This is a genomic window from Sphingomonas glacialis (assembly GCF_006439055.1).
GTDB lineage: Bacteria > Pseudomonadota > Alphaproteobacteria > Sphingomonadales > Sphingomonadaceae > Sphingomonas > Sphingomonas glacialis_A.
Genome location: NZ_RCZC01000002.1, coordinates 126,743 through 152,471, shown reverse-complemented (window position 1 = coordinate 152,471; position 25,729 = coordinate 126,743). Strand labels below are relative to the sequence as shown.

The window sequence follows — 25,729 nt, the reverse complement described above, 5'->3', positions numbered from 1 at the left end:
CAAAGGATCGCCCCACGAATTCGCCGCAGCACGATTGCAGCAGGGCGAGGTCGATGCGATAGGGCGGGATCGACCAGCGGCATCCGGCGAAGACCGGGCGCTTTCTCGCATCAGGGTGTTTGTTCCGACGTGACGCGTGCCGTTTTCCTCGCCAGCTGTGTGATTCCGTTCGTTTTGGCGGCCGCGCCCGCGTCCGCGCAAGATCTGCAGACGCGTACCGTCCCGCCGCCGCCGCCCGCGACGACTCCGAGCACGAGCGACGATCAGGTCCAGTTCAACGCGACCACGCTCGAATATGACAACAAGGCCGACCTGGTCACCGCGACCGGCGACGTGCGCATGTACCGTGCTGGCAACCGCCTGCGCGCCGACACGGTGGTATGGGACCGCAAGACCGGCAAGGTCCATGCGAGCGGCAACGTGGCGGTGGTCAATCCGGGGGGCGATACCGCCTATGGCGATTCGATCGACCTGACCGATGCGCTGAAGGACGGCATGGTCGACAACATGCTGCTCGTTCTGGAGAAAGGCGGGCGGCTCGCGGCGCGCAAGGGCACGCGCTCGCTCGACGAGAGCGTCGTGCTCGACGACGCCGCCTATACGCCGTGCGGGGTGACCGATTCGGACAATTGCCCGAAAGAGCCGTCGTGGAAGATCACCGCGGTGCGCGTCATCTATCGGCCCGACCGCAAGCGGATCTATTACAAGGGCGCGCGGATCAATCTGTTCGGCCTGCCGACGCTCCCGCTGCCGGCGTTCTCGAATTCGATCGGCGACGGCAACGACAACGGCCTGCTCGCACCCGATCTGCGCTACAGCCGCACCAACGGCTTCGAATTCGCGCAGCCCTATCATTTCGCGCTCGGGCCGAACCAGGGGCTGACGGTAACGCCGCGGATCTTCAGCGCGGTGCTGCCGATGCTCAAGGCCGAATATAGCGCGCTCAACACGCTCGGCGCGTATCGCATCGCGGGCTATGTCACCGCGAGCCCGCGCAGCACCGACCTGCTGACCCCGACGCCTGCCGGAACACCCAATTCGTTCCGCGGCTATCTCGACGGCGTCGCCAAGTTCCAGCTCAGCCCCGATTGGACGCTCAGCGGATCGCTCCGGCTGACCACCGACCCGACCTTCCTGCGCCGCTACGACATCTCGACCGACGACCGGCTGCGCAGCACCGTCAAGCTCGAGCATATCGACAAGAGCAGCTATTTCTCGGTCGCGGGCTGGTACGTACAGACCCTGCGCGTCGGCGACCGCCAGGCGTTGCAGCCGATCGCGCTGCCCCAGATCGATTATCGCAAGCGCATTCCCGACAGCCTGCTCGGCGGTGTCTTCACCTTCCAGGTCAACAGCCTCGGGATCGAGCGTCCGGCGGGACAGGATACGCAGCGGGCCTTTGCCAGCGCCCAGTGGGAATTGCGCAAGCTGACGCCATGGGGCCAGGAAGTGACCTTCACCGCGCTCGGTCGCGGCGACATCTATCATACGAGCGACATCCTCGCGACGACGGTGGCGAGCTATCGCGGCGAGTCCGGGGTCAGCGGCCGGATCCTCGGTGCGTTTGCGGTCGACGTGAAATGGCCGTTCATCGGGTCGTTCCTCGGCGGCACGCAGCGGCTGACCCCGCGCGTCCAGGTCGTCGCCTCACCGCAGGCGGGAACGACGATGGTGCCCAACGAGGATTCGCGCTCGGTCGATCTCGAGGACACCAACCTGTTCTCGCTCAACCGTTTCCCGGGCTATGACCGCTTCGAGGATTCGGCGCGCGTGACCTATGGGCTCGACTGGTCGGTCGATCTGCCGGGCTTCTCCTTCACCACCAATGTCGGCCAGAGCTATCGGCTCAACAGCCGCCCGACCTTGTTCCCCGATGGCACCGGCCTGTCGGGTCGCGTGTCGGATATCGTCGGCCGTACCGAGCTGCGCTTCCACGATTGGGTGTCGGTGATCCACCGCTACCGGCTCGATCAGGGCGACCTCGCGGTCCGACGCAACGAGCTCGACGCGACGGTCGGCTCGCGCAGCACCTATCTGCTGGTCGGCTATCTGCGGCTCAACCGCAATATCGACCAGACGCTCGAGGATCTGCGTGACCGCGAGGAATTGCGGGTCGGGTCGCGCGTGCAGATTTCGCGTTTCTGGTCGGTGTTCGGCTCGACCGTGATCGATCTGACCAATCGCGACGAAGACCCGCTGTCGCTCGCCGACGGGTTCGATCCGGTGCGGCATCGCCTCGGCGTGCAGTATGAGGACGATTGCCTCAAGCTCGGCGTCACCTGGAAACGCGATTATCAGACGACCGGCGACGTCAAGGCGGGCAACGGCTTCCTGTTGACGCTGGCGTTCAAAAACCTTGGCCGCTAAGCACAGGTTCAGACGGATTGGCGCAGTGCAGCGTCCAACGGTTTGGGCTGGGGTTCCGGCTCGAGCTCTGTGGGCTGATCGGGGCACGCCATGCGGGATGGGATTTTGATTACGTGAAGACTGATATTGCAAAGCCGACCCGCCTTGGTCGCCGTGTGGGATTTGGCGCCGCGATCATCGCGCTGCTGGCGACGAGCGGCGGTTCGATCGCACAGACCGCGCCGGATGCCGCTCCCGCGGATCAGGCCGGCGTGACCGCGCTCGACCTGCCGAAGAACCCGACGATCTTCGGCAAGGTCGATCCGACGATCCGCAAGCCGACCGCGATCGTCAACGGCGCGGTGATCACCGGGACCGATATCGACCAGCGCGTCGCGCTGTTGCTCGCCGCGCGCGACCTCAAGCTGTCGGCGCAGGAAATGGCACAGTACAAGCTCGTCATCGTCCGCCAGCTGATCGACGAGACGCTCGAGATCCAGCAGGCCAAGAGTGCCGACGTCAAGATCGGCCCCGACGAGATCACCAAGAGCTACGACACGGTCGCGCGCAACTTCGGCAAGACGCCGACCGAGATGCGCGCCTATCTCCGCTCGATCGCGTCGTCGGACCGCTCGCTCAAGCGCCAGATCGAGGCCGAACTGTCGTGGAACCGCTATCTGCGCCGCAAGGTCGACGTCAATGTCGGTGACGAAGAGGTCAATGCGATCATCGACAAGATCAAGAAGCAGCAGGGCTCGACCGAATATCACGTCCGCGAAATCTATCTGAAGGCCGATGCCGATCGCGCGCCCGAAGTGTTCGCGCAGGCGCAGCAGATGATGCAGTCGATCCAGAAGCGCGACAAGGGCGAGGACACGTTCGGCTATTATGCCCGCCTGTCCGACGCCACGACGCGCGCGACCGGCGGCGATCTCGACTGGTTGAGCGAGCAGCAATTGTCGCAGCTTCCGGCCGCGCTGGTCGAGGCGATTAAGTCGATGACGCCCGAGCATCTCGCCGGGCCGATCGAGGTGCCGGGCGGCTTCTCGATCATCTATCTGGTCGACACCCGGAAAATCGGCGTCGCCGATCCGCTCGACGCGCGCCTGACGCTCAAGCAGGTCAGCGAACGCTTCCCCGAGGGGATCACGCAGGAACAGGCCAACGCGCGTGTCGCCGAGTTCGCCAAGCTCAGCGCGACGATCAAGGGCTGCGGTGAAGTCGCCAAGGTCGCCTCGGCGCTCGGCGCCGACGTGGTCGACAACGATTCGGTGCGGATCAAGGATCTGCCGGTCGCGCTGCGCGAGATCATGCTCAAGCTGCAGGTCGGCGAATCGACCCCGCCGTTCGGTTCGGCCAAGGACGGCATCCGTTCGCTCGTGCTGTGCGGCCGCGACGAGGCGGTCGCCAACATCCCAGGGATGGAACAGGTCCGCAGCACGATGGAAAATCAGCGCGTCAATCTGCGCGCCAACCAGTTGCTCCGCGATTTGCGGCGCGATGCGATCATCGAATATCGCTGACCGGGGGGATAGGACGATGGTCGCGCCGCTCGCCATATCGATGGGGGATCCGGCGGGCATCGGCCCCGAGGTCATCGCCAAGGCGTGGTCGCGCCGTAGCGAAGCCGGGCTCCCGCCCTTCTTCGCGACGGGCGACGCGCGTGCGATCGCAGCGGTGTGGGACGGTCCGATTACCACCATCGCGCATCCCGATGCGGCGAACGGTGTGTTCGAGACCGCGCTGCCGGTGCTGACGGTCGAGGATGGCGGTGAGATCGTGCCGGGCTCGCCCGACGTCGAGGGCGCGCGCTGTGCGCTGCGCGCACTCGAGCTGGCGGCGGGGCTGGTCCGGTCGGGCGCAGCACGGGCACTCGTCACCGGGCCGGTGTCGAAGAGCCAGCTCTACCAGATCGGCTTCAATTATCCCGGCCAGACCGAGTTCGTCGCCGAGCGTTGCGGCATTGCCGGCGAGAATGCGGTGATGATGCTCGCGGGCCCTGATCTGCGCGTCGTGCCGATCACGACGCACGTTCCGCTCGCCGCAGTCAGTGGGCTGCTGTCGATCGAGCTGATCGTCGCCAAGGGGCGTGCGACGGCGCGCGGCCTCGCACGGAATTTCGGGATCCTCAACCCGCGCATCGCCTTTGCCGGGTTCAACCCGCATGCCGGCGAGAGCGGCGCGATCGGACGCGAGGAGATCGAGCTGATCGCGCCTGCGGTCGCGGTGCTGCGCGGTGATGGGATCGATGCGATCGGGCCGTTCGCCGCCGACACGCTGTTCCATCCGCGCGCGCGCGCCGGGTATGACGCGGTGCTGTGCTGCTATCACGACCAGGCGCTGGTGCCGATCAAGACGCTGTATTTCGACGAGGGGGTCAACATCACGCTCGGCCTGCCGATCGTGCGGACGTCGCCCGACCATGGCACCGCGTTCGACATTGCCGGCAAGGACCGCGCCGAGCCCGGTGCGACGATCGCGGCGATCCGCCTCGCCGGCGAAGCCGCCGACCGCCGCGCCGCTGCCGACGCGTGAGCCTTCCCGAATTGCCACCGCTGCGCGAGGTGATCGCGCGCCATGGCCTCAACGCGAGTAAGGCGTTGGGGCAGAACTTCCTGCTCGACGCGCAATTGCTGGCGCGGATCGCGCGGATCCCTGGCGATCTGACCGATGCTGAGGTGCTCGAGATCGGCCCGGGGCCGGGCGGGCTGACGCGGGCGCTGTTGGGGGCCGGGGCCCGCGTCACCGCGATCGAGCGCGACCATCGCTGTATCCCGGCCTTGGCCGAATTGGGTGAGGCGTTTCCCGGCAAGCTGCGCGTGATCGAGGGCGATGCGCTCGAGATCGATGGCGCGGGCCTGTTCGAGGGCAAGCCGCATATCGCCTCGAACCTGCCCTATAACATCGGCACGGCGTTGCTGGTGCGCTGGCTCTCGGCCGACTGGGCGCCGTGGTGGCAGAGCCTGACGCTGATGTTCCAGCGCGAAGTCGCCGAGCGGATCGTCGCGCCGACCGATGGCGAGGCGTATGGTCGGCTCGCGGTGCTGGCGCAGTGGCGGAGCAAGGCGACGCTGGCGATGCCGGTGCACCGGTCGGCCTTCACGCCGCCGCCCAAGGTGATGTCGGCGGTGGTGCATATCGTGCCGGGCGAGGCGCCCGACGGCGTGCGCTTCGCGACGCTGGAGCGGCTCACGGCGGCGGCGTTCGGGCAGCGGCGCAAGATGTTGCGGCAGAGCTTGAAGGGCGTGCCGGGTGCGCTTGCCGCGCTCGAGGCGGTCGGGATCGAGGCGACGCGGCGGGCGGAGACGGTGAGCGTTGCGGAGTTCGTGGCGCTGGCGAAGGCGCTTTCCTGACGTCGTCGCCCTGGCGAAGGCCGGGGCCGCTGGATGTGGCACAGCGCCGCGCGACCAACCGAGCGGCCCCGGCCTTCGCCGGGGCGACGGATCAGTCGGTTTTGGGGAGCGCTGCCGGTACCGTCGCTGCAGCCGTCACGATTGGCGGGCCCTTGGCGATCGATGCCGTCAGCGCGGCAACCTCGGGGCATGCGCGCTTGGCGCAGACCAGTTTGACCTTGGCGAGATTTTCGCGGGCACGGATCACCGCGCCCTTGGCGACGAGCGCTTCGCCCTGCCCGCTGAGCGCGGCGACATCGTTGGGATCGAGCGACAGCGCCTCACGGTAGAGCCGGATCGCCTTGCCCGGCAGGCCGCGCGTCTTGGCGACTTCGGCGAGGCTGACGAACGCGCCGCGATTGCGCGGATCGACCGCGACCGCGCTCTCGAGCAGATCGGTCGCCGCGTCGAGATTGCCCGCCGCCTGCTGCGCCTGCCCCTTGGCGAGCAGCGCCAGCGAGCGCGCATCGACCGCGTCCTCGGGCCGCTGGCCCTGCACCGCGGTCGCGACGGTAACCAGCGTCAGCGCGGCAGCGACGGCGACGGACGTGTAACGCATGAGATACTCCAGCTTCGACACGGCCACAGGGCTATCACGGCGCGATCAGGCGCGCGACAAAAAAGCCGTCGGTGGCGTCATGCGCTGGCGTCAGGCGGACGCCGGGGCCGTGCTTGCGCCCGACCGGGAGTTTGAGCGGCTGCGCCTTCCAGCCGGGGTTGGCGGTGAGGAAGTCGGCGACCTGCCCTGCCCCCTCTTCGTCGAGCAGCGAGCAGACGATGTAGACCAGCGCCCCACCGGGCTTGACGAGGTTGGCGCCGACTTCGAGCACGTGCTTCTGCGTCTCGACCAGCCGCTCGATCCGGTCGGGCGTCAGGCGCCAGCGTGCCTCGGGGTTGCGGCGCCAGGTGCCGGTGCCCGAGCACGGTGCGTCGATCAGCACGCAATCGGCGCTGTGGAGCCAGTCGTCGAGCATCTCGACCTCGCGGCCCGGATTGAGCAGCCGCGTCTCGATGATGCCCGAGCGCGCGCGTTCGGCGCGCGGGGCCATGCGCGAGAGGCGCATACGGTCGGTGTCGGTCGCGAGCACTTCGCCCTGCCCTTCCATCACCGCGGCGAGCGCGAGCGTCTTGCCGCCGGCGCCGGCGCACAGGTCGACGATCCGCTGGCCGGGCTTGGCCTTGGCGGCGAGCGTGACGAACTGGCTGCCGGCGTCCTGCACCTCGATCGCGCCGTGATTGTAGGCGGGGAGGTTCTCGACCTGCGTTCCCGAGGGGAGGCGCAGGCCGTCGGGCAGGCCTGGGATCGGCTCGGCGCCCTCGATGTCGATCTCCTCGACGATCATGCGGTTGATGCGCGCGTCGAGCGGGGCGCGGCTGATGAGCGCTTCGAACTCTTCATAGCCGAGGTCTGACGAATGCAGGCGGTCGATGATCCACGTGGGCGCGACGCCCGAGGGGGCGGCGGTCTCGTGCTTGCCGATCGTCGCAGGGCCGTGACCGACGCCGTCGAAGGTCGCGGCGATCTCGGGATCGGCTTGCGCGACGGCGAGCATTGCGGCGCGGCCCGAGGCCGGGCGTTCACCTGCCAGCCGGATCGCGGCGTAGACGAGCTCGCGGACAGCGCGGCGGTCCTTGCTGCCGGCGTAGCGGCGCGTGCTGAAATAGCGCGCGATGAGCGTGTCGGCGGCGGCGCCGCTGTCGCGGGCGCCGGCGATGATCTGGTCGAGCAGCTCGATCGCGGCCTGGGTGCGGGCGGATGGGGTCATTGTTGGTCTTTCTCCCTCTACCCGCTTGCGGGGAGAGGGTCGGGGAGAGGGGTAGTGCTTCGTTACCAAGGGCGACGGGTGTTGAGGCGTCCCCCTCTCCCCGGCCCTCTCCCCACGAGTGGGGAGAGGGAGAAGAAGTTACCTGGTCGGGTAGTTCGGGGCTTCGCGCGTAATGTCGACGTCGTGGACGTGGCTTTCCTTGAGCCCGGCGCCGGTGATCTGGACGAAGCGGGCGCGCGCCTGAAGATCCTCGAGCGTTGCCGAGCCGGTATAACCCATCGCCGCGCGGATGCCGCCGACGAGCTGGTGGATCACGTCCCGGGCCGGGCCCTTGAAAGCGACCTGGCCCTCGATCCCCTCGGGGACGAGCTTCATCTGGTCCTTGATGTCGCCCTGGAAATAGCGGTCGGCCGAGCCGCGGCCCATCGCGCCGACCGAGCCCATGCCGCGATACGATTTGTAGGCGCGGCCCTGGAACAGGAAGGTCTCGCCCGGCGCTTCCTCGGTGCCCGCGAGCAGCGAGCCGATCATGCAAGCCGACGCGCCCGCCGCCAGCGCCTTGGCGAGATCGCCCGAGGTGCGCAGGCCCCCGTCGGCGATCACCGGCACGCCGTGCTTCTGGCCGATCTCGGCGCAGTCCATCACCGCGGTCAGCTGCGGCACGCCGACGCCGGCGACGACGCGCGTGGTGCAGATCGAGCCCGGGCCGATGCCGACCTTGATGCCGTCGGCACCGGCATCGATCAGCGCGCGGGTCGCCTCGGCGGTGGCGACGTTGCCGGCGATGACCTGGACCGAATTACTGAGCTTCTTCACCCGCTCGACCGCGCGCGCGACGTCGCGATTGTGGCCGTGCGCGGTGTCGATCACCACCAGGTCGAGCTCGGCATCGACCAGCGCCTCGGTCCGCGCGAAGCCCTTGTCACCGACCGTGGTCGCTGCCGCCACGCGCAGGCGGCCGGCATCGTCCTTGGTCGCGTTGGGATAGGTGACCGCCTTCTCGATATCCTTGACGGTGATCAGGCCGACGCAGCGATATTTGTCATCGACGACAATCAGTTTCTCGATCCGGCGCTGGTGGAGCAGGCGGCGCGCCTCTTCCTTGCCGACGCCGGTCGAGACGGTCGCGAGGTTCTCGTGCGTCATCAGTTCGGAGACGGGCTGGTTGGGATTCTCGGCGAAGCGCGTGTCGCGGTTGGTGAGGATGCCGACGAGCGTGCCGTCGGCCTCGACCACCGGGATGCCGCTGATCTTGTGGCGGAGCATCAGCGACTGCGCTTCGGCGAGCGTCGCCGAGGGGGCGATCGTGATCGGGTTGACGACCATGCCGCTCTCAAAGCGCTTGACCGCACGGACCGCGGCGACCTGCTCGGGGATTTCCATATTGCGGTGGAGCACGCCGATGCCGCCGAGCTGCGCCATGACGATCGCCATGTCGGCCTCGGTCACGGTGTCCATTGCCGAGGAGAGGATGGGAATGTCGAGCGAGATGCCGCGGGTGACGCGCGTCGCGGTGTTGGTCTGGCTGGGCACGATGTCCGATTCAGCCGGCACGAGCAGGACATCGTCGAAGGTGAGACCGAGGCGAATGTCCATGAAAATGCCGTTTCCTGCTGGCCCGGGGAGGTCGGGTGGGTGCGAGTCGTGGCGGTCCATGTAAACAACGGGCGCGCGGGGCGCTAGGGGGCGGTTTGGGTGTGGGGTGGGTTGGGCGCTGGCGACGGGGGCGCGGCGGAAAGTCACACTAAAGTCACACCATCGCGGGTGGCTCGAAAGCCCCTCCCCTGCAGGAGTGGCGGGTGAACAGCGCCCCGCGCTGTTCAGGTCATGCCGGGGGCATGACCGACCCGCCACTGGGGTGGGGTGGGGCCGTGCCTGTTACGCGGCGTCGGATTCGCGGAGAGGCCCCGCCCCTTACCCCTCCCCTGAAGGAGAGGGGCAAGAAGAAGAAGGCGATCGTTGCGCACCAAGTCAGATGACCCGATTGACCCCAAGACTTGATATTTACTTTTTCGATCGTTTCCATTTCGGCGCCAACGCTGGAAGGCCTATGACCTATCGCAAGGGTTTTCCACTCTCCAACGCGCGCCAGAGCATGGCGGGCGGAAGTGTCGCGGATCGCGAGCATAAAGAGGCGGAAGGTTCAAAGAGCGAATGAGAACGTAGCAGGAACGGACCGAGTAGGAAATCAAAAATTTAACGTTTGAACGGACGGGCGTTGCGTCCGGGGCACAAATGTTGCCACATCACCTCGTATCAGGATGGCCCGACGTGCTTGTCGAAGCATGTTCATTGTCGAGCGCGATGGCGTAAAAAGGAGGCGTGAACGAGATGTGGGTTTCTCAGACTTATCTTGGCAAGCTTGCGCCAGAGTCAGATGTATATCTTTATTATTTCTTTGAGGACTATGCGCGTCAGAGCGCTGTTCCGGAGCGGGTCCTGAAACTCCTAGCTGACCTTGGTTACAACTTTCGTGATAGCGTTTCAGCTTTTACCCCGATGGATGACTATCGGGGTCACATAAACCGAGAATTGGAGAACAAATTCATGGATTTCTGGGGGGGCTTTAACGGGAAGACCCCAGGAATTTTTCTTTCAAGAGTTCCACTGCATAAATTTGATCCTGAGAGCGGCGAATGGATTTATTTTCCTATTACAAATGACATCGTATCAGATGACGTCAAAGCGCAGAAATTCTTTCGAGAACTTCATCGGGTATGTAAGGAAATAATCGATCACCGCTATGAAACTGAAGGTAGATTGAAGAAACAATCCTCGGTTTTTCAAGCATTATACGATTCAGCGCAACTTAAATTGACGTTTATGGGAGCAGGTATAGATATCAAGCCGATTATATCGCGTTTCGTCGAGTGGCGACGCCGGCACTGAACTTGGTATACGGTTGGAAGTAGCTGAGTTTCAAACCCCCTACCCCCTACCCCCCACCCCCCAATCTGCTAAAACCCCAATATCGCGCCCGCCCCTCCGCGGTCGCGCAAGGGGATCCCCATGGCACTCATCATCGCCGGCCTGCTCGTCTTCGTCGTCCTGCTCTACCTCATGCTCGGCATGAAGGTCGTCCGCCAAGGCTATCAATACACGATCGAACGCTTCGGCAAGTTCACCGCGGTCGCCAAGCCCGGGCTCACCTTCATCGTGCCGCTGTTCGACCAGGTCGGGCGCAAGGTGAACATGATGGAGCAGGTGCTCGACATTCCAGGCCAGGAGATCATCACCAAGGACAATGCGATGGTCGCTGTCGATGGCGTCGTGTTCTTCCAGGTGCTCGATGCGGCCAAGGCGGCGTATGAGGTGAGCGACCTGTATCTCGCGATCATGCAGCTCGCGACGACCAATCTGCGCACCGTGATGGGGTCGATGGACCTCGACGAGACGCTGTCGAAGCGCGACGAGATCAACACGCGCCTCCTGATGGTGGTCGACCACGCGACCGAAAGCTGGGGCGTCAAGATCACGCGCGTCGAGCTGAAGGACATCCGCCCGCCCGCCGACATCGTCAATGCGATGACGCGCCAGATGAAGGCCGAGCGCGAGAAGCGCGCGACCATTCTCGAGTCGGAAGCGGCCCGCCAGAATGCGATCAACCGCGCCGAGGGCGCCAAGCAGTCGCAGATCCTCGAGGCCGAGGGTCGCCGCGAATCCGCCTTCCGCGACGCCGAGGCGCGCGAGCGGGCGGCGCAGGCCGAAGCGGCGGCGACCAAGGCGGTGTCCGACGCGATCGAGGGCGGCAGCGTCCAGGCGATCAACTATTTCATCGCGCAGAAATATGTCGAGGCGATCGGCAAGTTCGCGACCTCGCCCAACGCCAAGACGATCCTCTTCCCGGTCGAGGCGACGCAGCTGATGGGGACGCTCGGCGGGATCGGCGAGCTGGCGCGCGAGGCGATCTCGGGGTCGCCAGCGGCTGCGCCGGTGGTGAAGCCGCGGCCGCGTCCGTTCGAGGAGCCGGCGGCGTGATGGTGTTCGGGATCGACTGGAGCCTGGGCGCGCTGTGGCTGGCGGCGGCGCTGGGGCTGGTGATCGCCGAGATGCTCGTGCCGGGGTTCTTCCTGGTGTTTCTCGGCGTGGGTGCGGCGGTGACGGGGTTGCTGGTGCTGATCGTGCCGGGGGTGCCGGTCGTGCTGCAGGCATTGGTGTTCGCGGGGATGACGGCGGGCGCTGTGGCGATCGGGTGGCGTTGGTATCGCGGGCTTGCGACGACTGCGGCGGAGCCGGCGCTCAACGATCGCGCGGCGCGGCTGATCGGTCGGCGCGTGCTGGTGTGCGAGGCGATCGTCGATGGCGAGGGGCGGGTTACGGTCGGCGACGGGGCTTGGAGCGCGATGGGGCCTGACGCTGCTGTGGGTGCGAGCGTGCGGATCGTTGGGGCGGATGGGAGCGTTTTGCGGGTCGAGCTGGGCTGATCTCTTTGCGGCTTCGCGCCTTCGCGTGAAAATCGATTCACGCGAAGGCGCGAAGCGGATTCCCCTCTTCTTCTCCGCGTCTCCGCGTCTCCGCGTGAACAAGAAGGTTGATTCTCGCGGAGACGCGGAGACTCGGAGGTGGTGCGCCTGTGATCTCCGCCATGCGCGCCGCCGGTGCTGCGCCGGGTTGCGTTGATCAGGGGCCTGAAGGCGCGCGAGACGGCGGCATATCCGCGCCCTCTCTGCGTCCTCCGCGCCTCTGCGCGAACCCAATCTTCTTTTTCAGCAGCGGCGGGGATGGATCGCCTAGCGCTTACCCATCCGTCATCCCCGCGAAAGCGGGGATCCCGCTACCGTATCCGGTGCGCGTGGAAGAAGCGGGACACTCGCTTTCGCGAGGGTGACGGGAGGCCTGGGGTTTCGCTATCGAGTGACGGTGGACCCACTACCGCCCCGCGTTGACGCGGTCGATCGTCGGGCGGTCGAAGGCCTGGTCCTTGTAGCGACCATCGGCGTCTACCCAATGCAGGAAGAGGTGCGCCGACCAGGCATTGGGGTTGGGGTCGAGCCGGCCGTGGCGGTGGTGGACGCCCTGGTAGAGCACGCCGTCGCCCGGCTGCATCGCCACCGATCCGAACGCGGTGTCGCCGAAATCCTCGCGCACCACCGGCTGCGGGACGGGATCGGCGACGGTCGCGACCGACAAGGGCCACGGGGTGTCGTCGCCGTACGCGATCGTCAGCGACACGCTGTGCTCGCATGCCGGGCGATCGGTATGGATGCGGCAGACATCGCCGCGTTGATAGAGCCGGAAATAGGCGTAGGTCGGGAGCAGCGCGCAGCCGGTCGCCTGCGCGATCCTGGGGGTGAGGCCCCAGAGGAAGGTCAGCATCGGCGGGTATTGTAGCGCGTAGATCTCGATCGCGTCCTTGGTCAGCAACGGCCCACGCGCGGTGAACCTGCGCATCGAGGCGTTGGTGAGATCGAGGTCGCGCCGCATGCGCTCGTAAAAGGCGTTGAGCACCACCGGCGGGAAGAGGCCCGCCAAGGCGACATAGCCGTTCGCGCGATAATCCTGGGTTTCGCTCATATCCAAGCGCTTAGCCAATCGCGCGCGGGGGTTGAAGCGCAAAGCGGATCGCTCGCCGGGCGAGGCGAGCGATCCGAAACGCTCATTTCTTGCCGAAGAACCCCTCGGCCAGGCCGCCGAGCTGCCCCAGCACGCCGCCCTGCTGTCCGAGCTGGCTCGCAAAGCCGGCCAGCGCGCCCTCGCCGCCGATATGCGCGACGATCTGCTGCAGGATCTCGGGCGACAGGCCGGTGCTGGTGGCGGCGGTGCCGACCGTGTCACCGGGGGCGGGATGCGCCACGCCGAGCGCCTGCACCGCGGACAGTACCTGTTCGGGCGTCAGGCCGACCTTGGCGGCGAGGTTCTTGACCTCGACGTTATCAGAAACCTGGGCGAGCAATCCGTCGAGCAATCCCATGCGTGTGTCCTTGTATCACGGCTAACGCGGGCGAGATTAGCATGGCCGTGGCAGCGGCGCGAGATCGGGCTCGACGAAAGCGCGCCGTGCCGCGGCTGAAAGCAGCAGGTCGCGGCTGTAGAAGCGCAGCGGCCAGTCGCGCCGTCCGGCGGGACTGGCGAGCAGCGCATTGACGCTGTCGGCGAGCGGCTCGTCGGGGTCGCGCGTCGCGACGTGCGCGCGGACGCCGGCGAGATAGGTGCGCGTGATCGTGTCGTGATAGCCGCTATCGGCGTCGTTCACGCCGCCGACCGCGAGATTGTAGCTCGAGATGATCGCGGCGATCTGCGCGTCGAGATCGAGATCGGGCCGCTCGCGCACCAGCCAGGTCGCCGCGCCGAGATGCGCCTCGTGCGTCCAGTCGGCGCGCGGCAGGCTGCGGTCGAGCAGCCGCTGGCCGATCTCGCGGACGGCGGCATCATCGGGGAACGGGCGAAACGGCAGGTCGGTCATCGGAACGGGCTTTCATGCGCCCGATCCGACGATCGGGCAGGTCGGGCGTTGGCGGGCGTCCTTGCGGGCGGATTGGCGGACGCCGTCGTCGGCATGCTCGGCGCATTGCGCGCAGTTTTCCACGAACAAATCGACCAGTTTGGCGGCAATCGCGTCATATGCCGCCGGGTTGGAGCAAGTCACACGATGCTCTCGGCTTCATCGTCACGGACCATGCAAGCGTTCTACGCCTTGCGCCCGGTTTGCGCGCCAGTCTCGGAATGGGTCTCCTGCTGCCCCGTGCGGGTCGGTTTGACCCCGCCCTTATCGTTTTCGCGCATATCGTGGCGGCACACCCCGGTCGCGTCGGTCGTTCAGCTTGCGTTGAGGCGGACCGCCTAATGGATTAAGCCGCCTGCGAAATGATGAAGGATTGCCCCCGCCGATGACGGCAACGATCGCGCTGGTCGATGACGACCGCAACATCCTCACCTCGGTCTCGATCGCGTTGCAGGCCGAAGGCTTCGTCACGCGGCTCTATTCCGATGGCGAGACCGCGCTCAAGGCGCTGATCGACAATCCGCCCGACATCGCGATCCTCGACATCAAGATGCCGCGGATGGACGGGCTCGAGCTGCTCCGCCGGCTGCGCGAGAAGAGCATGATCCCGGTGATCTTCCTCACCTCGAAGGATGACGAGCTCGACGAGGCGCTCGGCCTCGCGATGGGCGCCGACGATTATATCGCCAAGCCCTTCTCGCAACGCCTGCTGATCGCGCGGATCCGGGCGATCCTGCGGCGGACCGAGGTGTCGCAGGGTGGCCCGGCGGGTGACGAGCCCACGGCCGACACCGCGCTGGTGCGCGGGCGGCTGGCGATGGACACCGCGCGACACCGCGTCACCTGGGGCGGCGAGACCGTCGTCCTGACCGTCACCGAATTCCTGATCCTCGAGACGCTCGCGCAGCGACCGGGGATCGTGAAGACGCGCAACCAGCTGATGGATGCCGCCTATCACGACGACATCTATGTCGATGACCGCACGATCGACAGCCATATCAAGCGTGTGCGGCGCAAGTTCCGCCAGGTCGACCCCGAATTCGACGCGATCGAAACTCTCTATGGAGCGGGCTATCGTTTTTCGGAGGATTGACGCCGCACGGGCGCAGCTGCGTCCCGACCCGGGCGACGAGGATGCGCGCGCGCTGTCGCTGCGCTGGTCGGCGCGCGTCTCGCTCACCCCGCGGATCCTGTTCGTCAACGTGTTCGCGCTGGCGATGCTTGCGGGCGGGTTCTTCTATCTCGATTCGTATCGCAGCCGGATCGTCGACGGACGCGTCACGCAGTCGATCCGCGAGGCGCGGCTGATCGCCGAGGCGATCGTCGCGGTGCCGACCGCGCAGCGTCCCGATCTCGCGGTCAAGCTGGCGCGCGACATGGGCAGCTGGGTGCGGATCTACGACGCCGAGGCGAAGCTGGTCATCGATACGCGTGGGCTCGGCCTGCGCAACTTCGTGCTGCAGGACCCCGACAAGCAGGATTGGCGGCAGGCTGCGGCGCGCTTCCTTGATGCCGGGATCGACACCGTGGTCGGCACGCCGCGCGCACCGCTCTATCGCGAACGCAGCAACGGGCTCGCCTGGCCCGATGTGCGCACCGTCCGCTCGGCGCCGACCGTCGCCGCGACGGTGTGGCGCGCGCCCGATCGCACGCCCGTCATCACCGCCGCCTCGCCGATGCCCGGCGGGAGCGTGGTGATGACGACCTTCAACGCGCGCGACATCACGCAGACGGTGCGGGTCGAGCGCTTCCGGCTGAGTATCGTTTTGTTCGTCGTGGCGATCGTCTCGGTGCTGCTGTCGCTGTTCCTCGCGCGGACGATCGTGCGGCCACTGCGGCGGCTCGCCTGGTCGGCGGTGCGCGTCCGGATGGGGCGTGCGCGCGAAGTCGTCGTGCCGCGGCTGCCCGAGCGGCGCGACGAGATCGGGATGCTCGCGCGGGCACTGTCGGATATGAGCCTGGCGCTTCGCGCGCGGATCGACGCGATCGAGGCATTTGCCGCCGATGTGACGCATGAGATGAAGAACCCCCTCGCCTCGCTGCGCTCGGCGGTCGAGGGGCTGGCGCTGGTCAAGGATCCCGACCTGCAGGAGCGGCTGCTCGCCATCGTGCGCGACGACGTCCACCGGCTCGACCGGCTGATCACCGACATTGCGGAGGCGTCGCGGCTCGACGCGCAGCTCAGCCGCGCCAAGTTCGAGCCAGTCGATCTCGGCGCGATGATCGCCGCGCTGATCGGCAGCCGCGAGGCGCGCGGGGTCGAGCGCGGCATTCGCCTGCAGTTCGACCGGCGCTCGGCCGGGTTCCCCCTTAAGCCGCTCGTCGTGCTCGGCGAGGGCGCTCGGCTCGAGCGCGTGCTCGAGAATGTCATCGAGAATGCGATCTCCTTCTCACCCGATGGCGGGCTGATCCGGATCGTCGCGCGCCACGACCATGACATGCTCCTCATCGCGATCGAGGACGAGGGGCCCGGCGTTCCCGAGGAAGCGCGCGAACAGGTGTTCCAGCGCTTCCAGTCGCTGCGCCCGGCGGGCGAGGCGTTCGGCAAGCATTCGGGGCTCGGCCTCGCGATCGCGCGGACGATCGTCGATGCGCACCACGGCAGCATCGTCGCGACCGAGCGCGACGACCGCGCGAGCGGGGCGCGTTTCGTCATCCACCTGCCCGCCGCGGCGCCCGACGCGTGAGCGTGCGGATCCATGCTACCACCCTCGCGATCGAGGGCCACGGCGTGATGCTGATGGGGCCGTCGGGGAGCGGCAAGTCCGACCTCGCGCTGCGGCTGATCGACCGCGGCGCGCGGCTCGTCAGCGACGATTATAGCGAGGTTGCGGTGGTCGCGGGCGAACTGCGCGCCACGGCACCGCCGACGATCGCCGGCAAGATCGAAGTGCGCGGGCTCGGCATCGTGGCGATGCCGTATCTCCCCGACATTGCCGTCGCGCTGGTGGTACGGCTTGGCGGCGCGGTCGCGCGGATGCCCGAGCCGGGCGAGTCGACCGATATCGCCGGCATCGCAGTGCCCGTTGTCACGCTCGATGCGTTTGAGTCTTCGGCTCCGATCAAGGTCGAATTGGCGATCAAGGTGGAATTGGCGCTCCGTGCCGCTAGAGAGGCGTTATGAAACGCGATCCCAAGGATATCCTGCTCGTCACCGGCATGTCGGGCGCGGGGAAATCGACCGTGCTGCGCACGCTCGAGGATCTCGGCTGGGAGGTGGTCGACAATCTGCCGCTGCTGCTGCTCGATCGCTTGCTCAGTGCGCCGTTGCCCGAGGGGGTCGAACGCTCGGCACAGCCGCTCGCGCTCGGCATTGGCGCGCGGACGCGCGATTTTGATCCCGAACGGATCGTCGAGCGGATCAAGCAATTGCGCGAGGCGCATGGCTACGACATCGGCACGCTGTTCCTGGATTGCGCGGGCGGCGAGCTCGAGCGGCGTTATTCCGAGACGCGCCGCCGCCATCCGCTCGCGCTCGACCGGCCGGCATCGGACGGGATCGCGCGCGAGCGGGAGTTGCTGGCGCCCCTGCGCGGCTGGGCCAACCGGCTGATCGACACGACGACCCTCACCGCCAACGAGCTCGCGCAACAGGTCCGCGCGACCTTCTCGGGGGAGCAGTTGGGCGAACGGCTGGGCGAGCCGACGCTGTCGGTGATGTCGTTCGGCTTTGCCCGCGGGCTGCCGCGCAACGCCGATCTGGTGTTCGACATGCGCTTCCTGCGCAATCCGCATTGGGTGCCCGATCTGCGCCCCGGCACCGGGCTCGACGCCGACGTTTCGGCGTATATTGCGCAGGATCCGGCGTATGACGCAGCGCTAGCGCAGATCGAGGATCTGCTGCTGCTGCTGCTACCGCGCTACCGCGCCGAGGGAAAATCGTACGTCACGATCGCGCTGGGCTGTACCGGAGGGAGACACCGCTCGGTCCATGTCGCGCAGCGGATCGCCGCGCGGTTGCGCGCCGAAGGATTTTCGCCCACGGTCGCGCACCGCGATCTCGCCGCTGCACCGCAAGACTCGCTCGAAGGTGCGCGCGACGGGACGCCCGATGAAATTAGGGACGATGGGGCGCGTGTTGCATGAAGTGGGTGGGACGATGATCGGACTGGTTCTCGTGACCCACGGCCGTTTGGCCGATGAGTTCGTGACGGCGATGGAGCATGTGGTCGGCAAGCAGGAGCATGTCGCGACCGTCAACATTGGCCCCGACGACGATATGGAGGCGCGCCGCAACGACATTGCCGAGGCGATCGGTCGTGTCGATATCGGACGTGGCGTGATCCTGCTGACCGACCTGTTTGGCGGCACGCCGTCGAACCTCGCGATCTCGCTGATGGAGCGCGGGCGGATCGAGGTGATCGCGGGGATCAATCTGCCGATGCTGATCCGGCTCGAATCGGCGCGCAAGAAGATGAAGATCGTCGATGCCGTCGCCGCCGCGCGCGAGGCGGGACGGAAATATATTTCGGTCGCCTCCGAAGTGCTGGGCGAGGCTGCCGCCTGATGTCGGTGACGCGGTCGGTGCTGATCACCAACAAGCGCGGGCTGCATGCGCGCGCCAGTGCGAAATTCGTTACGCTCGCGGCGTCGCAGCCGTGTGAGCTGCAGGTCGAGAAGGATGGCGCCGGGTCGGTGACCGGGACTTCGATCATGGGGCTGATGATGCTCGGCGCTGCGATGGGCGATACGATCTCGATTTCGGCCGAGGGCGAGCATGCCGAGGTCGCGGTCGGCGCGCTGTGCGAGCTGGTCGAGGCGAAGTTCGGCGAGGACTAATATCTCCCCTCCCGCTTGCGGGAGGGGCTGGGGGTGGGCGCGCGCTTTCCTCCAGCGTGGCGCTCTCGATGGAGCGCGAGCCCACCCCCAACCCCTCCCGCAAGCGGGAGGGGAGGAAATAGAAATATGCCCCGCGAAATCACCGCTTATTCCAACCCGCTGATCAAACGCATCCGCGGCTTGCGCGAGAAGCGCCATCGCCGCGAGGAGGGTCTGTTCCTCGCCGAGGGCCTGCGCATCCTCACCGAGGCGCGTGAAGCCGGGCGCATTCCGCACTATCTCTTCTTCGCCCGCGACAGCGCGGCGCATCCGCTCGTGCTCGCACTGGTCGATGCGGTCGAGGCGGCGGGCGGCGAGGCGATCGAGACCGTTCCCGACATCCTCTCCAAACTCTCGGGCAAGGATAATCCGCAGGCGGTGGTCGGCGTCTTCGCCGAATTCGCCCGCACGCTCGACTCGCTCGACCGCACGAGCGCCGCGATCTGGCTCGTTGCCGAGCGGATGCGCGATCCGGGCAATCTCGGCACGATCCTGCGCACCGGCGACGCGGTCGGTGCGGGCGGGCTGATCCTGATCGGCGAATGCGTCGACCCCTTCTCGGTCGAGGCGGTCCGCGCGAGCATGGGGGCGCTGTTCACCGTCCCCGTCGTGCAGTGCGAATGGGATGCGTTCCTGCCGTGGCTGCGCAGCGGGCCGGGGCAGCTGGTCGGCTTGAGCCTTGATACGAGCGTCGATTACCAGTCGGCGCGGTATGAGGCGCCGACCTTCCTCCTCACCGGCAACGAGGCGCAGGGCATGCCCGATGCCTATGCCAGCGAATGCGATCTGCTGGTCAAGATCCCGATGCTCGGGAAGGCCGACAGCCTCAACGCCGCGGTCGCGACCGCGGTGATGGCGTATGAGGTGCTGGGGCAGCAGACCAAGCGCGGCTAGACCTTCTTGCGGCGCTGCTCGGCGATATAGCTGAGCTCGCTCTTCGCCTTGGCGTCATTGGGGTCGACCTCGAGGCACTTGCGATAGAGCGCCTCGGACTCGTCGTATTTGCCCTGCTCGGTCAGCGCATAGCCCATGCAGCGCCAGGCAAAACTGTGCTCGCTTGCGACCTTTTCGGGCGGCGCGAGATCGGCGAGCCCCGCCGCCTTGGTGCACAAGTCGAGCATCTTGGGCCAGTTGCGATCGGGTCGATAGGTCTGGCCGAGTTCGGTCAGGAAGTGTGCGTGCATCGGCGCGAGCGTTACGACTTGCTCATAGACGGCGCGGGCTTCCGGCAGGCGCTTGAGATCGACCAAGGCGAAGCCCTTGACGTACAGCGCCTCGCAATAGCCTGGGCCGAGCGCGACCGCGTCGTGCTTCTCGGATGTGGCGAGCGCCATATAAGCGAGCGTCTGCGCGGTCGACATGCCGCAATAGGTCTGGCGCGTCTCGGCGGCATAGGCGGATCGATACGCCGCGATCACCGGCTCGATCCTGGTCAGCGCCTCGTCGGGATGACCGTCGAGCAAGGCGCGCGAGGCGGTGTCGAGGCTCGCCTTCTGCGCCTCGTCGACATCGGCGCCTGTCTGGGTGGCGACACCCGCGGTCGGCGCCGCGATCAGCAGCGCCAGTGCGATCCACGTCCTGCCGCCCATTCACCGTCTCCGCTATGTGAGGCTTATTCTGACGCCTTTTCCTCGGCCTGCGTCAAGAGTTTCGCACCGTCGTCGTAGCGCGCCAGCGCCTCGACCGGCGAGACGTCTTCGAGTTCGCGCGCACCGGTCTCGATGTTGAGGTCGCGGAACTTGCGGCCGGTCACCATCAGGCGGCCGTTGAACGAATTCGAGAAGCTGTTGAAATTGTTGACCGCGCTGTTGAGCCCGGCGCCCACCTTGCGGAGGTCGTCCGCCACCTTGGCGAGGCGATCGTGCATTTCCTTGCCGAGCCGGCCGATCTCGGCGGCCTCCTTGGCGAGCCGTTCCTGACGCCATACCGCCGCGACGGTGCGCGCGATCGCGATCAGGTTGGTCGGCGTCGCGAGCAGCACGCGCTTTTCGAAGGCGAAGTCCCACAGCGTCGGGTCCTGCTCGAGCGCGGCGGAGAGGAAATGCTCGCCGGGCACGAACATGATGACGTAATCGGGCGCGTCGGCGAACTGGCTCCAATAGGCCTTGTTGCCGAGCCCGTTGACGTGCGCGCGCATCGCCGCGGCGTGGAGCGCGAGGCCTTTCGCGCGCTCTTCCTCGTCGACCGCGCCGAACGCGTCCTGATAGGCGTTGAGTGACACCTTGGCGTCGATCACCAGTGCGCGGCCACCGGGGACCTTGACGATCGCGTCGGGGCGCAGCCGGCCGCCTGCCCGCTCGTCGGCGTCGCCGCTCGCGACCGAGACCTCGGTCTGGAAATCGGTGTGTTCGGAGAGACCGCAGGTCTCGAGCACGTTCTTCAGCTGCTGCTCGCCCCAGCGGCCGCGCGATTTCGGCGCGTTGCGCAGCGAATTGACGAGCTTCGCGGCCTCGCTCGAGACCTTTTCCTGGCCGACGCGGAGCCCCTCGATCTGGCCCTTGAGCTGGTCGAACGCGCTGACGCGGTCGAGCTCGACCTTGGTCACCGCCTCTTCGTAGCGCAGCAGGCGGTCGCTGACCGGCTGGAGCATCGATTTGAGGTTCGCGCCCGCGGTCTCCTCCGACTGGCGGAAGCGTTCGTCGGCGCGTTTGAGGAAGGCGTTCTGCGCGTCGGTCAGCAGCTTGTTCGACACCTCGGCGAATTGCGTCGCGAGCAGCTCCTTGGCGTGGAGCAGTTCGGCGATGCGCGTCGCATGCGTGTCGCTGATCATTTTCTCGCGCGCTGCGGTGACCTGGCGGATATCGGCGATGCGCCCCTCATAGGTGTCGCGCTCCGCGCGTTGCCGCGCATCGTTGGTCGCGTGCATGTCGGCGAGACGGCTTTCGAACGCTGCAGTGTGGGTCTTCAATGCCGTGTTCTCGAGCCGCGCGACGTCGCGCTCGTCGCGGATCGTGGCGAGTTCGGCGCGGAGCTGGTCGGCGGCGCGCGCGCGTTCCTCGGCGCTCGCGAGATCGACGATCGCGCGCTTGAAGTCGGCCTCGCGCGCGGCCGAATCGGCGCGCGCGGCGGCGACCGGCTTGCTGCCGAGCACCCAGCCGAGCGCGAGCCCGATCAGCAGCGCGGCTATCGCCAACAGGGCTATCGTCAATCCGGTCATCGTGGGTCTCACTGGAACATTCTGCGAACTCGTAGCCCGCGCGATCCGGATGGTAAATGCTTGCGCGACGGACCGAGTGGTGATGCTGGCGTGCGCGCCCTGGCCATCATTCTCCATCTCCCCTTTTGCGCGGGATTTGGTAGGGCCTTCCTATGCTCACCGACATCGCGATCTCGCGCGCCGCCACTCTGCAACCCATCGGCGCGATCGCCGCCGCAGCCGGGATCCCTCCGCAAGCGGTTGAGCCCTATGGCCATCACAAGGCGAAGATCGATCTGGCCGCGCTCCCCGCCCCCGTGGCGCAGGGCAAACTGATCCTCGTCACCGCGATCAACCCTACGCCTGCGGGCGAAGGTAAATCGACCACCTCGGTCGGGCTCGCCGATGCGCTCAACCGCACCGGGCGCAAGACGATGCTCGCGTTGCGCGAGCCGTCGCTCGGGCCGTGCTTCGGCACCAAGGGCGGCGCGACCGGCGGTGGGTATGCGCAGGTGGTGCCGATGGAGGACATCAACCTCCACTTCACCGGCGATTTCCACGCGATCACCTCGGCGCACAATCTGCTCGCGGCGATGATCGACAACCATGTCCATTGGGGCAATGCGCTCGATATCGATGTGCGGCGGATCGTATGGCGGCGCGTGCTCGACATGAACGACCGGGCACTCCGCGACATCGCCCAGTCGCTCGGCGGGCCGGCCAACGGCTATCCGCGCGAGAGCGGGTTCGACATTACGGTCGCTTCCGAGGTGATGGCGATCCTGTGTCTGGCGAGCGACCTGCACGATCTCGAGGCACGGCTCGGGCGGATCGTCGTCGCCTATACGCGCGGCAAGCAGCCGGTGACGGCGCGCGATCTCAAGGCCGATGGCGCGATGGCGGTGCTGCTCGCGCAAGCCGTCAAGCCCAACCTCGTCCAGACGCTCGAGGGCACGCCGGCGTTCGTCCATGGCGGGCCGTTCGCCAATATCGCGCATGGCTGCAACTCGGTGATCGCCACGCGCGCCGCTTTGGGGCTGGCCGACTATGTCGTGACCGAGGCGGGGTTCGGGGCGGACCTGGGGGCGGAGAAGTTTTTCGACATCAAGTGCCGCCAGGCCGGGTTGAAGCCCGCGGCGGCGGTGATCGTCGCGACGGTGCGGGCGCTCAAGATGAACGGGGGCGTGGCCAAGGCCGATCTCGGCGCGCCCGATGCCGAGGCGGTACGCCGCGGTGGTGTCAACCTCGCGCGGCATATCGAGAATGTCCGCGCGTTCGGGGTGCCGGTCGTGGTGGCGATCAACCGCTTCGACGGCGATACGCCCGAGGAAGTCGCGGTGATTCACGAGATCGCGGGCGCCCAAGGATGCGAGGCGGTGTTGTGCTCGCATTGGGCCGAGGGCGGCGCGGGGGCTGTCGAGCTGGCCGAGAAGGTCGCGGCGCTGGCGGATGCGCCGTCGCAATTCGCGCCGCTCTATGCTGACGATCTGTCGCTGTTCGACAAGATCACCACCGTCGCGACGCGCATTTATCGTGCCGAGGAAGCCGTTGCCGAGCCTTCGGTGCTGGCGCAGCTCGCGCGGTTCGAGGCGGCGGGGTTCGGGCATCTGCCGGTGTGCATGGCCAAGACGCAGTACAGCTTTTCGACCGACCCGGCCAAGCTCGGCGCGCCGACCGGGCATGTCGTGCCGGTGCGCGAGGTGCGCCTCAGCGCGGGCGCGGGATTCGTGGTGGCGATCTGCGGGGAGATCATGACGATGCCCGGGCTGCCGCGGGTTCCGGCGGCGGAGGGGATTAGGTTTGGGGCTGGGGGTGAGATCGAGGGGCTGTTCTGATGGGGGATCCGGTTTCGAGCATGCGCTCCGCATGGTCGCGCCCGTGCGGAGCGACGATAAAGTGCATCAACCTGATAAGACTACCGAAATCCAAGGTTCCTTGGTACGTCTCAGGCATGCCGCAAGGATAAGCCAGATAAAGGGCCGCGCGATGGGACCGTTTTCGCCGATGTTCGTGCTGATATCGATGTTCGCGGCAGGGAGTATCGGCGTCTCGGGAGGGTTTATCCTTGGAGGACTGTCTGCCTCGGGCAAGATAAGCGATCTCGAGGCGCGGATTCACTTACTAGAACGGCTGATCGCAAGGATAACCGGAACCTCGGCCATGCCTGCTGAACTCACCGAATTGGGGTAATCTCTACGCTGGATGGCGTTGCCGACGGATACGGATTGGGTCTTGTATCGTCGGCCGCCCGCTCCGGCATGCCGATACGGGATCGGCCCCGGCGATTAGGCCGTCTTGCGCATCTTGGTCAGCTTCTTGAGCAGCATGTCGCGCTTGAGCTTCGAGATGTGATCGATGAACAGCACGCCGTTGAGATGGTCGATCTCGTGCTGCAGCGCGGTCGCGAGCAGGCCGTCGAAATCGCCTTCGTGCGCGGCGCCCTGCTCGTCGAGCCAGCGCGCGCGGCAGCCGGTCGGGCGCTCGACCTCGGCATATTGCTCGGGGATCGAGAGGCAGCCTTCGTTGTAGAACGAGGTTTCCTCGCTGACCGAGATCAGCTCGGGGTTGATGTAGACGAGCGGCTTGCGGACCGGCTTGGCGTCTTCTTCCTCGGACTCGGGCTCCTGCAGGTCGATCACGACGATGCGCTGCTCGATGCCGACCTGCGTTGCCGCCAGACCGATGCCGCGCGCGTCGTACATCGTGTCGAACATGTCGGCGACGATCTTCTTCACGGCGTCATCCACCGTTTCGACGGGCTTGGCGACGGCGCGGAGGCCGGGGTGCGGGACTTCGAGGATTTCTAGGACAGCCATTCCCGCGAGCTAGGAAAGGTCGCGGCGTGCGTCAAGCTTTCCGGCTGAAGATGGGCGCGTGCGACGACGCAAAGCCACAAAGAAGGAAGAAATTTTGTTCGCGCGGAGGCGCGGAGGCGCGGAGAGGTAGGCCTCGTTGAGAGCGCCCGCGAAGCGGGCAGCATTACGCGCGTGGCTACCCCTGCTACAGACCGCCACACCACGGGAGCCCCTTCTTCTTTCTTCTCTCCGCGTCTCCGCGCCTCCGCGCGAACAAAATCTTCCTACGAAACCGGCCGCCGCGCACGGAGCGCCTGTGCCAGGGTGCCTTCATCGAGGTAATCGAGTTCGCCCCCAACCGGCAGCCCATGCGCCAACTGGGTAATCCGGATCGGAAAACGCTCGATCCGCTCGGCGAGATAATGCGCGGTGGTCTGGCCCTCGAGCGTGGCGTTCATCGCCAGCACGACTTCGTCGATGCCGCCATCGGCGATCCGGCGGACGAGCGACTCGATCGCGAGATCTTCCGGGCGAACGCCCTCGAGCGCCGACAGCCGCCCGCCGAGCACATGGAAGCGCCCCGGGAACAGCCGCGAGCGATCGAGTGCCCAGAGATCGGCGACCTCTTCGACGACGCAGAGCGCGCGCCCATCGCGGCGTGGGTCGGCGCATACGCCGCAGGGGTTGGTCGTGTCGATATTGCCGCAAATCGAGCAAGTTGAGAGGTTTTCCTCGACCGCCATTAAAGCATTGAGCAGCGGCGCCAATGCCCCCTCGCGCTTCTTGAGCAAATGCAGCACCGCCCGCCGTGCCGATCTCGGGCCGAGGCCGGGCAGTTTGGACAGCGCTTGCGTGAGTGCTTCGATTTCGGGAGAGGCCATCGCCCAGAGATAGGGGGCGGAACGACGTTCGTCACTATCCGTCGCCCCGGCGGAGGCCGGGGCCGGTTTGCGGCGCGCAACGCCGGATTCGCGCCTAACGCAGCGGCCCCGGCCTGCGCCGGGGCGACGAAGTCTTGTGTTTACGGCCGCCCG

28 protein-coding genes are annotated in these 25,729 nt (G+C 66.7%); 17 read left to right on the top strand and 11 right to left on the bottom strand.

Going from position 1 to position 25,729, the window contains the following annotated elements:
• Positions 1–129 precede the first annotated feature (129 nt).
• The 4 genes from EAH76_RS04520 (at position 130) to rsmA (ending at position 5,699) form a co-directional block, all read left to right on the top strand.
• Positions 130–2,367, top strand: a complete 2,238-nt coding sequence (locus EAH76_RS04520; protein WP_140848658.1) for an LPS-assembly protein LptD — start codon at positions 130–132, stop codon at positions 2,365–2,367.
• A 113-nt stretch (positions 2,368–2,480) separates the two neighbouring features.
• A complete protein-coding gene (locus EAH76_RS04515) occupies positions 2,481–3,869 on the top strand; it encodes a peptidylprolyl isomerase (RefSeq protein WP_140848657.1) in 1,389 nt (462 codons plus the stop codon).
• A 16-nt stretch (positions 3,870–3,885) separates the two neighbouring features.
• Positions 3,886–4,881: a 4-hydroxythreonine-4-phosphate dehydrogenase PdxA gene (gene pdxA, locus EAH76_RS04510; RefSeq protein ID WP_140848655.1), complete on the top strand. Its 996-nt coding sequence runs from the start codon at positions 3,886–3,888 to the stop codon at positions 4,879–4,881.
• Entirely contained in the window at positions 4,878–5,699 is an 822-nt protein-coding gene (gene rsmA, locus EAH76_RS04505) for a 16S rRNA (adenine(1518)-N(6)/adenine(1519)-N(6))-dimethyltransferase RsmA (protein ID WP_140848653.1), read from the top strand. The genes pdxA and rsmA overlap by 4 nt, the downstream gene beginning before the upstream one ends.
• A gap of 91 nt (positions 5,700–5,790) precedes the next feature.
• Here the strand turns inward: rsmA and EAH76_RS04500 are convergent, their stop codons facing one another.
• From EAH76_RS04500 to guaB, 3 genes are all read right to left on the bottom strand, one after another.
• Positions 5,791–6,297, bottom strand: a complete 507-nt coding sequence (locus EAH76_RS04500) for a tetratricopeptide repeat protein (RefSeq protein WP_194150939.1) — start codon at positions 6,295–6,297, stop codon at positions 5,791–5,793.
• Positions 6,298–6,331: 34 nt separating this feature from the next.
• Positions 6,332–7,504 carry an RsmB/NOP family class I SAM-dependent RNA methyltransferase gene (locus EAH76_RS04495; protein ID WP_140848649.1) on the bottom strand — a complete coding sequence of 391 codons (1,173 nt, stop codon included), beginning with the start codon at positions 7,502–7,504 and terminating at the stop codon, positions 6,332–6,334.
• A 138-nt stretch (positions 7,505–7,642) separates the two neighbouring features.
• Positions 7,643–9,100: an IMP dehydrogenase gene (gene guaB / locus EAH76_RS04490; protein ID WP_140848647.1), complete on the bottom strand. Its 1,458-nt coding sequence runs from the start codon at positions 9,098–9,100 to the stop codon at positions 7,643–7,645.
• A gap of 379 nt (positions 9,101–9,479) precedes the next feature.
• Between guaB and EAH76_RS04485 the strand changes: the two genes are divergently transcribed.
• The 4 genes from EAH76_RS04485 (at position 9,480) to EAH76_RS04470 (ending at position 11,928) form a co-directional block, all read left to right on the top strand.
• A complete protein-coding gene (locus tag EAH76_RS04485; protein ID WP_140848645.1) occupies positions 9,480–9,662 on the top strand; it encodes a hypothetical protein in 183 nt (60 codons plus the stop codon).
• Between the two features lie 164 nt (positions 9,663–9,826).
• Positions 9,827–10,393 carry a hypothetical protein gene (locus EAH76_RS04480; protein WP_140848643.1) on the top strand — a complete coding sequence of 189 codons (567 nt, stop codon included), beginning with the start codon at positions 9,827–9,829 and terminating at the stop codon, positions 10,391–10,393.
• A 120-nt stretch (positions 10,394–10,513) separates the two neighbouring features.
• Positions 10,514–11,482, top strand: coding sequence for an SPFH domain-containing protein (locus EAH76_RS04475; protein ID WP_140848641.1), 969 nt, complete (start codon positions 10,514–10,516; stop codon positions 11,480–11,482).
• A complete protein-coding gene (locus EAH76_RS04470) occupies positions 11,482–11,928 on the top strand; it encodes an NfeD family protein (protein ID WP_140850359.1) in 447 nt (148 codons plus the stop codon). The genes EAH76_RS04475 and EAH76_RS04470 overlap by 1 nt, the downstream gene beginning before the upstream one ends.
• A gap of 445 nt (positions 11,929–12,373) precedes the next feature.
• On the opposite strand, the gene EAH76_RS04465 is transcribed toward EAH76_RS04470, so the two are convergent.
• The 4 genes from EAH76_RS04465 to EAH76_RS23880 form a co-directional block, all read right to left on the bottom strand.
• A complete protein-coding gene (locus EAH76_RS04465) occupies positions 12,374–13,018 on the bottom strand; it encodes a hypothetical protein (RefSeq protein WP_140848639.1) in 645 nt (214 codons plus the stop codon).
• Positions 13,019–13,100: 82 nt separating this feature from the next.
• Positions 13,101–13,415, bottom strand: a complete 315-nt coding sequence (locus EAH76_RS04460) for a hypothetical protein (RefSeq protein ID WP_140848638.1) — start codon at positions 13,413–13,415, stop codon at positions 13,101–13,103.
• Positions 13,416–13,451: 36 nt separating this feature from the next.
• The gene (locus tag EAH76_RS04455) at positions 13,452–13,907 is read right to left on the bottom strand and encodes a hypothetical protein (RefSeq protein ID WP_140848636.1); all 456 of its coding nucleotides are present in this window, start codon (positions 13,905–13,907) and stop codon (positions 13,452–13,454) included.
• Between the two features lie 12 nt (positions 13,908–13,919).
• Positions 13,920–14,090, bottom strand: a complete 171-nt coding sequence (locus EAH76_RS23880; RefSeq protein WP_161988972.1) for a hypothetical protein — start codon at positions 14,088–14,090, stop codon at positions 13,920–13,922.
• A gap of 241 nt (positions 14,091–14,331) precedes the next feature.
• Here EAH76_RS23880 and EAH76_RS04450 point away from each other — a divergent pair, with 241 nt between their 5' ends.
• From EAH76_RS04450 to EAH76_RS04420, 7 genes are all read left to right on the top strand, one after another.
• Entirely contained in the window at positions 14,332–15,039 is a 708-nt protein-coding gene (locus EAH76_RS04450; RefSeq protein WP_140848634.1) for a response regulator transcription factor, read from the top strand.
• Positions 15,008–16,633, top strand: coding sequence for a sensor histidine kinase (locus EAH76_RS04445; protein WP_241659558.1), 1,626 nt, complete (start codon positions 15,008–15,010; stop codon positions 16,631–16,633). The genes EAH76_RS04450 and EAH76_RS04445 overlap by 32 nt, the downstream gene beginning before the upstream one ends.
• Positions 16,630–17,070 (top strand): HPr kinase/phosphorylase, encoded by a 441-nt coding sequence (locus EAH76_RS04440; RefSeq protein ID WP_140848632.1) that lies wholly within the window; start codon positions 16,630–16,632, stop codon positions 17,068–17,070. The genes EAH76_RS04445 and EAH76_RS04440 overlap by 4 nt, the downstream gene beginning before the upstream one ends.
• On the top strand, positions 17,067–18,032 hold the full coding sequence (gene rapZ / locus EAH76_RS04435; protein WP_140848630.1) for an RNase adapter RapZ: 966 nt from the start codon (positions 17,067–17,069) through the stop codon (positions 18,030–18,032). The genes EAH76_RS04440 and rapZ overlap by 4 nt, the downstream gene beginning before the upstream one ends.
• 13 nt (positions 18,033–18,045) lie before the next feature.
• Entirely contained in the window at positions 18,046–18,453 is a 408-nt protein-coding gene (locus EAH76_RS04430; RefSeq protein WP_140848628.1) for a PTS sugar transporter subunit IIA, read from the top strand.
• On the top strand, positions 18,453–18,725 hold the full coding sequence (locus EAH76_RS04425) for an HPr family phosphocarrier protein (RefSeq protein ID WP_140848627.1): 273 nt from the start codon (positions 18,453–18,455) through the stop codon (positions 18,723–18,725). The genes EAH76_RS04430 and EAH76_RS04425 overlap by 1 nt, the downstream gene beginning before the upstream one ends.
• Positions 18,726–18,851: 126 nt before the next feature.
• Positions 18,852–19,658: a TrmH family RNA methyltransferase gene (locus EAH76_RS04420; protein WP_140848625.1), complete on the top strand. Its 807-nt coding sequence runs from the start codon at positions 18,852–18,854 to the stop codon at positions 19,656–19,658.
• Here the strand turns inward: EAH76_RS04420 and EAH76_RS04415 are convergent.
• Both EAH76_RS04415 and EAH76_RS04410 read right to left on the bottom strand, forming a co-directional pair.
• Positions 19,655–20,353 (bottom strand): tetratricopeptide repeat protein, encoded by a 699-nt coding sequence (locus tag EAH76_RS04415; RefSeq protein WP_140848623.1) that lies wholly within the window; start codon positions 20,351–20,353, stop codon positions 19,655–19,657. The two genes, EAH76_RS04420 and EAH76_RS04415, sit on opposite strands and share 4 nt — an antisense overlap.
• A 23-nt stretch (positions 20,354–20,376) precedes the next feature.
• Complete coding sequence (locus EAH76_RS04410) at positions 20,377–21,921, bottom strand: DNA recombination protein RmuC (protein WP_140848621.1); 1,545 nt, start codon at positions 21,919–21,921, stop codon at positions 20,377–20,379.
• Positions 21,922–22,073: 152 nt separating this feature from the next.
• On the opposite strand from EAH76_RS04410, the gene EAH76_RS04405 reads away from it, so the two are divergent.
• Together EAH76_RS04405 and EAH76_RS04400 are read left to right on the top strand one after the other, a co-directional pair.
• Positions 22,074–23,735 carry a formate--tetrahydrofolate ligase gene (locus EAH76_RS04405; RefSeq protein WP_140848619.1) on the top strand — a complete coding sequence of 554 codons (1,662 nt, stop codon included), beginning with the start codon at positions 22,074–22,076 and terminating at the stop codon, positions 23,733–23,735.
• A 31-nt stretch (positions 23,736–23,766) separates the two neighbouring features.
• A complete protein-coding gene (locus tag EAH76_RS04400; protein WP_140848617.1) occupies positions 23,767–24,090 on the top strand; it encodes a hypothetical protein in 324 nt (107 codons plus the stop codon).
• A 95-nt stretch (positions 24,091–24,185) separates the two neighbouring features.
• On the opposite strand, the gene def is transcribed toward EAH76_RS04400, so the two are convergent.
• The gene (gene def, locus EAH76_RS04395) at positions 24,186–24,716 is read right to left on the bottom strand and encodes a peptide deformylase (RefSeq protein ID WP_140848615.1); all 531 of its coding nucleotides are present in this window, start codon (positions 24,714–24,716) and stop codon (positions 24,186–24,188) included.
• A gap of 263 nt (positions 24,717–24,979) precedes the next feature.
• Complete coding sequence (recR, locus tag EAH76_RS04390) at positions 24,980–25,576, bottom strand: recombination mediator RecR (protein WP_140848613.1); 597 nt, start codon at positions 25,574–25,576, stop codon at positions 24,980–24,982.
• Positions 25,577–25,729 lie beyond the last annotated feature (153 nt).